This window comes from Bifidobacterium sp. SO1, assembly GCF_018555335.1.
In the GTDB taxonomy this organism is placed as follows: Bacteria; Actinomycetota; Actinomycetes; order Actinomycetales; family Bifidobacteriaceae; genus Bifidobacterium; species Bifidobacterium simiiventris.
On sequence record NZ_JAFEJR010000018.1, the window covers coordinates 52,360 to 63,007 of the forward strand.

General features: G+C 55.3%; 9 protein-coding genes. All 9 read left to right on the plus strand.

Going from position 1 to position 10,648, the window contains the following annotated elements:
* Positions 1–11: 11 nt before the first annotated feature.
* The 9 genes from JS541_RS12275 (at position 12) to JS541_RS12315 (ending at position 10,620) form a co-directional block, all read left to right on the plus strand.
* Entirely contained in the window at positions 12–2,873 is a 2,862-nt protein-coding gene (locus tag JS541_RS12275) for a helicase-related protein (protein WP_214374772.1), read from the plus strand.
* Between the two features lie 15 nt (positions 2,874–2,888).
* Positions 2,889–3,203 (plus strand): hypothetical protein, encoded by a 315-nt coding sequence (locus JS541_RS12280; protein WP_214374773.1) that lies wholly within the window; start codon positions 2,889–2,891, stop codon positions 3,201–3,203.
* Between the two features lie 87 nt (positions 3,204–3,290).
* The gene (locus JS541_RS12285; RefSeq protein WP_214374774.1) at positions 3,291–4,730 is read left to right on the plus strand and encodes an RNA-guided endonuclease TnpB family protein; all 1,440 of its coding nucleotides are present in this window, start codon (positions 3,291–3,293) and stop codon (positions 4,728–4,730) included.
* Positions 4,731–4,950: 220 nt separating this feature from the next.
* Positions 4,951–7,752 (plus strand): DNA methyltransferase, encoded by a 2,802-nt coding sequence (locus JS541_RS12290; RefSeq protein ID WP_214374775.1) that lies wholly within the window; start codon positions 4,951–4,953, stop codon positions 7,750–7,752.
* Positions 7,753–8,101: 349 nt separating this feature from the next.
* Positions 8,102–9,193 carry a sortase gene (locus JS541_RS12295; protein ID WP_214374776.1) on the plus strand — a complete coding sequence of 364 codons (1,092 nt, stop codon included), beginning with the start codon at positions 8,102–8,104 and terminating at the stop codon, positions 9,191–9,193.
* Between the two features lie 80 nt (positions 9,194–9,273).
* Positions 9,274–9,585 carry a hypothetical protein gene (locus JS541_RS12300; RefSeq protein WP_214374777.1) on the plus strand — a complete coding sequence of 104 codons (312 nt, stop codon included), beginning with the start codon at positions 9,274–9,276 and terminating at the stop codon, positions 9,583–9,585.
* 14 nt (positions 9,586–9,599) lie between these two features.
* Positions 9,600–9,998, plus strand: a complete 399-nt coding sequence (locus JS541_RS12305) for a hypothetical protein (RefSeq protein ID WP_214374778.1) — start codon at positions 9,600–9,602, stop codon at positions 9,996–9,998.
* 22 nt (positions 9,999–10,020) lie between these two features.
* On the plus strand, positions 10,021–10,323 hold the full coding sequence (locus JS541_RS12310) for a hypothetical protein (protein WP_214374779.1): 303 nt from the start codon (positions 10,021–10,023) through the stop codon (positions 10,321–10,323).
* 18 nt (positions 10,324–10,341) lie between these two features.
* On the plus strand, positions 10,342–10,620 hold the full coding sequence (locus JS541_RS12315; protein WP_214374780.1) for a hypothetical protein: 279 nt from the start codon (positions 10,342–10,344) through the stop codon (positions 10,618–10,620).
* Positions 10,621–10,648 lie beyond the last annotated feature (28 nt).

The following is a 10,648-nucleotide window of genomic DNA, read 5'->3' on the forward strand; positions in this document are numbered from 1 at the left end:
GGAGGAACATTATGACTGGTAAAACCGTCAAGATCATCGACGAACAACTCACCGTCCCGCAATACCATTTGCTTCGCCAGTTGGTCGGCGGTACCACTATGATTCGCCCGCGTGAACAGCGAACCGCGCAAGTGCTGGAACGGAAACGACTCGCCTACAAGATCACCGACACCGAGTACGAGCCGACCTATAGTGCGGAAATGTGGCTTGCGGTTCACCTGATCAAAGACAATGAGGTCGTCTCCTGTTCTAAGCGTGAGCGGATCAGCATGACCACGGTCAAACATGACTACGGTTTCACCGACAAGATGATCCGGGAACTGTTGCCCGGTCCGATGCTCGCCACGAACCCGCATTACCGGTCGTCCGCGCCGATGAAACTCTGGTTCCGTGACGAAGTGGAAGAGATCAGCCGACTGCCGCAGGTGCGTGAACAGGTCGACAAAAACCAGTCGCGTCGTGACAAGAGAGCCGCCACGCAACTACGCAAACAGCAGGAAGCGTTGGCTGCTTTCAACCGGATGATCGACGAGCATATCCAGCAGGTGCATGTCGACAACAGTGAACCGTATGAGCGGATCAGCGAACAGGTTCTCGCATGGAAGCAGGAAACGTATAAGCTGCGCGGCCAGTGGGATCATGATGCGGCACACGAATCCACGTACAACCAGCAGCGGTGGATCATCACCTACATTCGCCGACACCTGACCGAGTACGATCACCAGCTCTGGAACAATGACGACAGCGAACCCCGATCCAGTTACAACCGATACCGGAACGGCGTACTCGACATGATCGCAGCAGCATACCCGCAGCTCACGGACAGCGTGCACCGCCTCCAGCACGGCGACAGCGGGATCACGGACACTGATCCGCAGTCGGAAAACCAGCAAGCAAAACAACAATGGCAAAACCAAGTCGACCAGTTGCGTGAACAAATCACCCAATTGGAGCAGCCAGTCGAAATGCAACGATCGAAACCACATCCGATGACGGTAGGGGAGTTGTGCTCCCGTCTCGGCGTGCATGACGGTTGGGTGAAACTGCATGAGCAGGAGATTCGCGCGGTCAACAAGCAAGGTCATCCGGTCAAGCGGAAGAAGAAACCACTGTACGATCTGGATGCCGCCGCACAGGTATTGAAGTCGGAGAACGAACGCTTGTATGACCGGTTCCAAGCGCGTGAGGATCAGGCGTTCGAACTACGCAAACAGGCGAAGCAGGAGAAACGCGATCGTAAACTGGCGGGAAAACGTGCTCAATTATCACGGTTCCTGTCGTTGGATGATCGTCGTCGTATGGCGAAGGAACTGGTGCCGGCGAGTCTGGCGGCAACCGATCCGGTCCGCTATTATGCGGGCACCCGGTGCGCGGATCGTCGGTTCATACTGCATGTTGGTCCGACGAACTCGGGCAAGACGCATGACGCGCTGGAAGCGTTGACCGCGATGCAGGGCGGCGTGTACTTGGCTCCGTTGCGTCTGCTCGCATTGGAGGTCGGAGAACAATTACGCTCCAATGGACTACCGTGTTCGATCGTCACCGGTGAGGAGCAATCCCTCGCGGACAACGCACAGTACTTCAGTGAAACGGTTGAAATGCTGGACGTGCATCGCACGTATCCGCTCGCAGTCGTGGACGAATGTCAGATGATCACGGACGTGGATCGTGGCGGCGCATGGAGTCGTGCGATCATGGCGTTGAACGCGCCCATCATCCACCTGTGCATGAGCGAGGACGCGTTGGACATCATCTGCAAGCTGATCGAACAATGCGGTGACACGTATACGATCATCCGTCATGAACGGCAGACACCGTTGACGGTTAGTGAGCCGATCGTGGAAAGCAAAGTCCATTCGGGCGACGCGTTGATCGTATTCTCCCGTCGTAAAGTGTTGGAGACGGCGATGCGACTCGAAACCCGTGGTATCAAAACGAGCGTGATCTATGGTGCGCTCCCGTGGACTGCACGTCGTGAGGAGGCGCGACGGTTCGCCGAGCATGAGAGTCAGGTGTTGGTGGCGACCGATGCGATCGGCATGGGTTTGAACCTGCCGATCCGTCGCATCGTGTTCAACGAAATCAACAAGTATGACGGTCACGAAACAAGGCCGTTAAAGTACAGTGAGATCAAACAGATCGCCGGACGCGCCGGCCGTAAGAACATGTTCGACCAAGGACTTGTCACGTCCACATTGGGTGACGGCGTGAACAAGATGCTCGCGAACGCGTTGAAAGCCCAACCGATCCCACTGTCTTTTATTCGGTTGTCGTTCCCGCGTGAACTCGGGTTGGACGAGCGCACCGATCTGAGCATGATCCTGCGGGTCTGGGCTAACGTGCAAGCCGACGATCAGTCGATGATCCGCGAAACCGTGGACGGTCCGATCAAACTCACCACTTGGATGGAAAAGAATATCGGCTATATCAGTTACCCGTTGACTCGTGAACAGTTGATTCGTCTCGCGTTCCTGCCGATCGACGCCGAGGACGAGGATCAGTTCACATTGTTCACGACCATGTTCCTCGGTTTGGATGATTACGCGCGGCACAACGATCATCCGAACCTTCCGCCATCCGGTAGGAAGAACGAATGGAATTACACGTACGATACGCTGCCTACGAGCCTGTGGGATTTGGAGAAGGCGGTCAAAACCATTGGCATCCGGTTCGCGTTCGCCAAAGCCATCGGCCTACTCAACCCGAGTATGGAGACCGTGTTCGCGCAAACCCGCACCCGGTATGAGAACGCGATCATCAAGAAGATCAGCGGCTCCAAGTCCGGGTTGATCGAACGCCGGTTCCGCTACGACTATTACGACGACGATGACGACTATGACTTCGCGTATGAAGTCAACAACTACCGCTACTAAAAAAGAAGGATGATCATGGCCGACAGTGAGAAGAAACCGAATCCGAAAGCCGTCCCCGCGCCCGATCTCGGCTACGGTCGGTGGATACTCGTCGACCAAACTACCGGCGAAATACTCGACGACGCGCAAGGATACGGATACAAGAGCGCCGCCGGCGCACACCGCGCCTATGTGTATAAGACGATGCCGAAAAAGAAGAAACAACAGCGTGAGAACATTCGCCGTCAGGTCGAACAATTCTGGGAACAGCATCATGATGCCAACGATGATCTTGATTGGGGCATGTTCGACGCGCTCAAACATCCGATTGGAGGTGACTCCGTCCTTTAGGGCGGGGTTTGTTAACTCGTTCGTTTTCCAACACGTTAGTTGGCGTATAAAGAAATCATATTCGTTCGGATCAGGAAGGCCACTGTTTTGGGTTGGAAGTTGAAGATCACCAAGGTTGAGCTTACGGGTGCGCCCGTATGGCTCGATCGTGGCGAGTGTGGGTTTCCGGAGTATTCGACTGATCCGGATCGTGTGATGCGATGGTTGTGCGGCGCATACCGGTATCGGTTCAACCAGTGCCGGTCGTTGCGCAACCGTTGGTGTTGGGATGACAAGACCTTGTTGGAACCTATCGGCCGTCAGGTGGATGATCGTGACATCACGTCCACGCGGGCCGGTGAGGCTTGGCTGGCGGGCGTACCGCAACGATTGTTGGAGACCGCCGACCGTTTGGAACAGCAGGAGTGGTTCGCGGCCGCGAAACGACGCAAGACGTTGACCGGTCAGGGCGTTGACGCTTCGATGCCTAGATTCCGCAAGAAGAAAAGCGACCTGCGTTTCAGCCTGTTCTACAACAATGGTCGGGGATTCGACTATACGTCGTTCTCCCGCAAGCATATGATCATCGTCATCGGCGGGCAGAACCCTCCACGGCATCGTGCCCTCGGCGTCAAATGGCGGTTGATCATCCATGTTCGACGGACGAAAACCATGCCCGACACGTTCACGAGCATCCACGTCAACTGGAATCACCGGACGGTAAGCCTGACCTGCCCTGTTACGAAACGAGAGCATACGAAGACCGGTAGGAGCATCGGACTCGACGCCGGGGTCACCCACACGCAGACCGACAGCGACGGCAACTTCTACGATCTGCCGACCAGTGAACTGACCCGGATCGACGAGCTGATCAAGGATGTTCAACGGCAAAGCGCACGATGCGTCACCGCATCCAAATACAAGACCGTACAGTCCTATCGGCAGCATGGCGCGTCCAAAAAATACATTCGCCTCATGAACCAGCTGCGCGGATTGTACGCGCGACGCAAACGGATCATCGAGGATTGGGAGCATAAATTGTCCCGATGTCTGGTCGACGGGAACGATCTCATCATCGTCGAAGACCTCGCCGTCAAGAACATGACGCGCAAACCCAAACCGAAACCCGATCCGGAGCATCCCGGCCAATACCTGCCTAACGGGGCGAAAGCCAAAGCCGGGTTGAACAAGGGTATTCTGACCGCATCATGGGGACGATTCCATTCCATGCTCGCCTACAAGGCGGAACATGCGGGAGTCACGTTCATGAAAGTCCCCGCCGCCTACACCAGTCAACGCTGCCACGTCTGCGGATACGTGTGCAAGGAGAACCGCGAAAGCCAAGCGGTTTTCTCTTGCAAACACTGCAAATGGTCTGGCAACGCCGACGTGAACGCGGCATTGAACATTCTCCACGACGGCAAGGAGACGTTATTAAACACTGCCGTCTCGGGCGGGACACGTCCGAAAAGGGAAACGATCCCACCCAAAGTTGACCTGACACCCCAAGGGAGTCCTGTCAACGGGATCGCAACCCTTAGAGCCTGAACCCATGAGAAACACTCATGGCAAAAGGAATCCCCGCCCTTCAAGACGGGGAGAATGTCAAGGTGAGGAATTCACCAACAAGGATGCGGAAGAAGTTCTCAAAGAACACGGCATCACGCATGATGGTCTGACCATCAGCCAACTCATGCGATACCGGTGAGTCCGCGTGCCGTGCCGTACACTTGAGAACAGCATTGACGGCAACGAAAGGCGGATCATCATGTCCACGGCCACCATCAACAAGGATGTTCAGGAGTTCATCGACAAATGGCGTGGGCATGGTGCGGAGAAACAGGAAACCCAGAAATTCTGGCTCGACCTTCTACAGGACGTGCTGCACCGTGACCATGTGACGGACGAAGTGGAGTTCGAACATCCGACCGCCGGCGGTGGTTACGTGGACGTGTTGTTTCCGGACGCACGGTTTTTGATCGAACAGAAAAGCATTGGTGTTGACTTGGATGAGCCGGAAATCCGACAAGGCATCCCCGTCACGCCGGTCGAACAGGCATTACGATACGCGCAGCAATTACCGTATTCGTTGAAACCGGCGGTGATCGGCACCTGCAATTTCGAACGGTTCCGCTTCTATGATCTCGACAAGGACCCGCTTGCGAAAGGCCAGCCGGTCGAAGAGTTCACGTTGGAACAGCTCGGCGACCATTTGGGAATCTTCCGCCAACTGTTCAGCGAACAGCATTCACGTATCGTCGCACAGGAACAGTTGAGCGTCAACGCCGGCCGTCGGGTCGCGAAACTCCATGAGGAGCTTGCCAAATGTTTCCCGAACCCGGATGACGAACAGCAGCATGCGGCGTTGGCGATGATCACCGTCCGTCTCGTGTTCTGTTTGTACGCGGAGGATGCCCGCCTGTTCCCATCTGATTCGTTCACCGAATACGTGGCTGCGACGACGGCCGACCGGTTGGGCAGTGATTTGTATGAGCTGTTCCGCACATTGGATACGCCGGTCGAGCAGCGGCGCATGTTCCTACCGGACAAGTTGAAAGCGTTCCCGTATGTGGACGGTGGACTGTTTGCCGATCTGATCGACGTGCCGCCGGTCAGTGAAGAGTTCCGTCACGCGTTGATCGACATGGGGGATAGGTTCGACTGGAGTGGAATCAGCCCGGTCATTTTCGGCTCGCTGATGGAGGAAACACTGTCGCATGATGAACGTCGCAAAGGTGGCATGCACTATACGACCGTGAAGAACATTCACCGGGTCATCGACCCGTTGTTCTTGGACGATCTGAAACAGCGATTGGCTGAAGCGGAAAACCTGCCCGTTGCCGGTGGTGCGAGAACCAAAGCGTTGACCGCACTGCACGAGCACATCGGTTCACTCCGTCTGCTCGACCCTGCGTGTGGGAGTGGAAATTTCGCTACGGAAAGTTTCATCTGTCTACGCCGATTGGAAAACCAGATCCTCTCCGATCTGAACAAGGACGGCCAGTTGATGCTCGACTTGGACGGGGACATGAACCCGGTCAAAGTCACCATCGACCACTTCTATGGGATCGAAATCAACGGATTCGCCTGCGCCGTCGCCCGCACCGCACTCTGGATCGCCGAACAGCAGATGCTTGACGATACGAGCACGATCATCACCGGTCTACCCCGGTTGCCGTTCACGGACACGGCGCACATCCATCAGGGTAACGCGCTTCAATATGATTGGAATGAATTGTTGCCCGGAGACCAATGTGATTACGTGATGGGCAACCCGCCGTTCCTTGGACACATCAGCAAGTCAACGGAACAGACCAATGATCTCAAAACCGTATGGGGTAAAGGGTATGACGGTTATCTTGATTATGCGACCGGATGGTTCCGCAAAGCCGGTCAATACCTGACCAAACCGACCGCCGCGTTCGCTTTGGTGTCAACCAATTCGATCACCCAAGGACAACCCGTACCCGCATTGTTCAAACCGATCATGGACGACGGGTGGCGCATCCGATTCGCACATCGCACCTTCGCGTGGAACGCGCAATCCACGGATAATGCGAACGTGCATGTCGTCATCATCGGCATGGATCGCACCACGGATCATGCCAAGCCGCCGATCTTGTTCGAATACCCGAACATCGACGGGGAGCCGGAAACCGTTCGACCGAGCCACATCAACGGCTACCTGCTCGACGGTCCCGACGTGTATGCGGAGAAACGCAGCCAGAAAGCCGGCCCCTTGTCTCCGATGCTCAACCGGGTTGATTTCGGTTCAATGCCATTGGACGGCGGCAACCTGCTCATCAACGACCGGGATGAATACGACAAGGCCATGAACGATCCCATCGCCGCCAAATATGTTCGACCGTTTCGCATGGGCCGAGAACTCATCAACAACGTTGACCGTTGGTGCCTCTGGCTTACAGACGCTCCAACCACTGATATTCTGAAATCGCCGTATTTGAAAGCTCGTGTCGAAGCATGTCGGGAATACCGGGAGCATGCGCCGAAGAGTGGAGACGCCTACAAGAACCGAACAACCCCACAGCTGTTCCGTGATAATCATCAGCCACATGATCGGTATCTGGGAATACCTGCGGTCTTCAGCGGTCAACGCCGATGGGCGACATGCGCATGGTTGGATGAACATGTCATTGCCGGAAACAAGATTTACGTGTGCGATGATCCAGATGGTTTTGCATTCGCGATCATCGAATCATCCATGTTCATAACATGGCAGAAGTCGATCGGCGGACGGTTGAAGAACGACTGCAATTTCAGCAACACCGTCGTTTGGAACACGCTTCCATTGCCGCAGTTGTCCGACGATATGAGAGAAAAGGTAATCAAGGCCGGCCAGCAGGTGATCGCAGCTCGAGCGAAACATCCCAACGAGAGTCTAGCCGACCTGTACAGCCCACTGCTCATGCACCCGGACTTATTGAAGGCGCATCAGCAGCTTGACCAGGTGGTGGATGTTGCGTTCGGCTCATCCAAACCGTGCAAAGCGGATGAGGAACGCTTGCAAATCCTATTCAACCGTTACAAGGAAATGAGCCAAGATCAGTGACGGACACAAATGCAACACGCTCGGTTTGGCGTGACCGCCAAAACCGAATATAGTTGTTCCTGCCCGTGAGGGTCATAAAATAAACTTGTGGTTTGACATGAGTGCAGACTTCTTTTGAGGTATGTCATCTCCTTGTTGTTCCAACCTTTGTTTTATGTGGACAACGGTCGTATGGGAAGTGATTCCCATACGACCACTAATTTTCCGTAGCGGCAATTTATACTGGAAACGTCCACATAGAAACGGTTGTTCCCCCGAACAAAAGACGAAGACCATGCTTGAACAAGACGAACACTCCGACAATGCGATAACCCAAGAAATACCGGTCGCAACGCCAAGCCGATCAACAATGAGGAAACGACACCGGCACCATGCCACGGAACAACCGGCACCGGCCTACCATGCCGCGCAATTCCTCGGAGGAATCAGCTTCCTGCTCCTGATCATCTGCGGATTGCAGATCGTCTACATGTATTGGGCGAACAGCTTCGACCAGATCCACATTCAGGAAACCGTAGCCGCGCAAACCGCGAAGAAAACCATTCCCGACGTTGACCTCACGTCAGACAAGATAGCCAAACCCCAATCCGGTGACCCGCCCATACCCGGAGAACCATCCAACGAATCGGTGATCGGATGGATGTACATCCCCGGCATCGAAACCGGTTGGAAACGCGCAATACAGGAAGGCGTGGGACTGGACGTGCTCGACAATGGAGGATTGGGCCATTACCCGAACACCGCCATGCCGGGACAGCTCGGCAACACCGCGTACGCGGGACATCGAACCCCCGGCGACTTGGGTTACGTCGACCGGTTGAAGAACGGTGACGCGATCGTCATCCAAACCGCCGACCACTGGTATGTGTATAAGGTGATGTCCTCATGGGTGACCACGCCGGATGATTTCCGCGTGTTGGATGCGGATCAGCCGAACGCGCGATGGTTGACGTTGACGACCTGTCATCCGATGATCGCGACGGTGGACGCTTCGCTTCAGCATCGTTTCATCGTGCGGGCACGGTTCTCGTATTGGGCGAACGTGAAGGACGGCATTCCACAGGAGTTGTCCGTGGATCGGAAGGCGGAGCCGGTGAATTTCGTGTCGAACAAGGCGAAGCAGACCGTGCGTCGGATTTCCAAGAGCGCGCCGATCACGCCGATTCTCACTGGCTGCATGCTGGTGGTCTGGCTGTTGTTCAATGGGTTCGGATGGTTGCTGTGGCGTGGGAACCGTCGGAGCCGGCCGGTGTCTTGGAGTGTGATGACGGTTTTCTGGAGGTTGCAGCAGGGACCGTTGGTGTTGCGTTTGATCAATTATGCGTTCTTTTGGATTATGGTCGCGTTGGCTGTGTGGGCTTGGTTGAGTCCGGTTGTTTCCGTGTATATGCCTTGGTTGAATGGGTCGCCGACTTTGGGTGTCAGCCCTACGATTGGGTAGGGCCGGTTTCCGTTTTTCCAAACCTCTGTTATACTGATAACGTCCACATAAAAGAGGTTGTCAGAAACAAGGAGAACACCATGAACAAGCTCAAACTAGCCGAACACGTCAGCCCCTACTTCATCCACAACACCGACGAGCAGGAAACCATGTTCGACTACTGCTACCAGCATTCCAACGCGGCAATCGAAACCATGAGCCACAACGGGACACTCCTCGACCTCGACTGCATAGTTGAACTCGAACGAACACTCGGCATACCGGTCAGCTGGACCCTGTACACGTACATCAACGCACACGTCAGCGGCGATCTGCTCGCCTTGTGCGAGGATCCGTCGCAAGCCGAACCGATCCTCAGCCAGCTCGTCCTCGACTACACGAACCGAATGTAAGAAAGGAGACGACAATGTTACGGAACACGGTATATGAATTCAATGCTGACGGTTTTGACGTGCGGATTGCCGCCTGTCCCGATTCTTTCGCCGGCTACGTCAATCTGCCGGAGGATCATCCGTGGCGGCATTCGGATGCCGGACAAATACCCTTCGACGTGCAGGATGGCATCACCTATGGTCCCGATGAGGAGGGGTGGATCGGTTTCAACGTGATGCGCGGCAAGGATGATGCTATCGACCTGGATGGCTGGTATTACGTGACGGAGGATGATTTTAGACTGTTCTGCTGGGCATTCGGTTGGAGAGAACCGGTCTTCGAGGATCGGACGACGTTCCTCTACACGTTCCATGAGGTGCAGGTGCTCGCGCATGAGGCGTCCGAGGCGATGCGGTCGATCAGCCGCGGCTGACGGGAACAAAGTGGGAGTCAATATGGATAAATCGGAACGGCATGCTTTTCTTGAATCATGTAGTGATTTTGCCTTGTACGAGATGTTCTATGAGATGGGAACCATGTACGGCGGGACGCTCGTGGCTCTGGAGGATAAGGCGGAACGCGATGGGGACGCCGTGGCATTCCAGAACTGGCGGCGGGAACATCTTGCAATGTACGATGCCCGAGATGACACGAGCTCGAAGGACAGGCCGAGGCAGATTCGTCTTCTTGAACAATGGACAGATCGTCGTGAGGAACTGGAACGCCTTCTGAAGGACGACTCCGAAAAGACGGAATAAACGAAAGGACGATCGACAATGGCGAACGATTTCGATAAGGCTTTGAAGGCCGCGATGCTCCAATATGTGATCGACAACCGGTACGACTGGGGTGACGACGAGCCGGATGAGGACCCGCCCGTCGAGGTGACCGGCTGGGAAGAGCAGCCGTATGTGGAGGCGACCTGCGATACGTGCGGTCCGGAGTGGCCCCGCGTGTACATCACGTATCGTACGAAGAGCGGTGTGACGGATACGCATGTGGTCGAAGAGGATTTCGGCGAATTCATCCGCGAACTCACCCGATCGGAGGAGTAGCCGATGCCGAAACGCTACATTCCGCCAT

Coding starts and splice junctions, on each gene's coding strand:
- JS541_RS12275 (WP_214374772.1), top strand. CDS start 12: ATGACTGGTAAAACCGTCAAGATCATCGACGAACAACTCACCGTCCCG.
- JS541_RS12280 (WP_214374773.1), top strand. CDS start 2,889: ATGGCCGACAGTGAGAAGAAACCGAATCCGAAAGCCGTCCCCGCGCCC.
- JS541_RS12290 (WP_214374775.1), top strand. CDS start 4,951: ATGTCCACGGCCACCATCAACAAGGATGTTCAGGAGTTCATCGACAAA.
- JS541_RS12295 (WP_214374776.1), top strand. CDS start 8,102: ATGAGGAAACGACACCGGCACCATGCCACGGAACAACCGGCACCGGCC.
- JS541_RS12300 (WP_214374777.1), top strand. CDS start 9,274: ATGAACAAGCTCAAACTAGCCGAACACGTCAGCCCCTACTTCATCCAC.
- JS541_RS12305 (WP_214374778.1), top strand. CDS start 9,600: ATGTTACGGAACACGGTATATGAATTCAATGCTGACGGTTTTGACGTG.
- JS541_RS12310 (WP_214374779.1), top strand. CDS start 10,021: ATGGATAAATCGGAACGGCATGCTTTTCTTGAATCATGTAGTGATTTT.
- JS541_RS12315 (WP_214374780.1), top strand. CDS start 10,342: ATGGCGAACGATTTCGATAAGGCTTTGAAGGCCGCGATGCTCCAATAT.